Genomic DNA, 237 nt, shown 5'->3' with positions numbered 1-237 from the left:
TGCTTTAATTTGCTCTAATGATGTTGTGGTATTCATTGATCACACCTTAGTTGTTTAGGTTGCAATCAAGTATGCCGGATGGTTTTTACTTATTTGCGCTATCTTGCCGTAAGGTCACTCGTTAACTGACCGATTTTAGCGTGAAGCTTATCCGTTTCTTCTGTGTTGCCTTTACTTACTTGGCTTTCAGAAGCGAAGATCATAGCCGCATTTTCAAGGAGTTCTTTTTTCCATGTA

The 237-nt window shown here is 39.2% G+C and carries 1 pseudogene; it reads right to left on the bottom strand.

Annotated features, from left to right (window positions below):
• Nucleotides 1-113: 113 nt before the first annotated feature.
• Nucleotides 114-237: pseudogene (locus tag HC733_RS22830) on the bottom strand (IS3-like element ISVpa4 family transposase); the annotation flags it as partial.

It is taken from the genome of Pseudoalteromonas sp. S16_S37, from assembly GCF_014694405.1.
In the GTDB taxonomy this organism is placed as follows: domain Bacteria; phylum Pseudomonadota; class Gammaproteobacteria; order Enterobacterales; family Alteromonadaceae; genus Pseudoalteromonas.
This window is presented reverse-complemented; position numbering and strand designations above follow the sequence as displayed.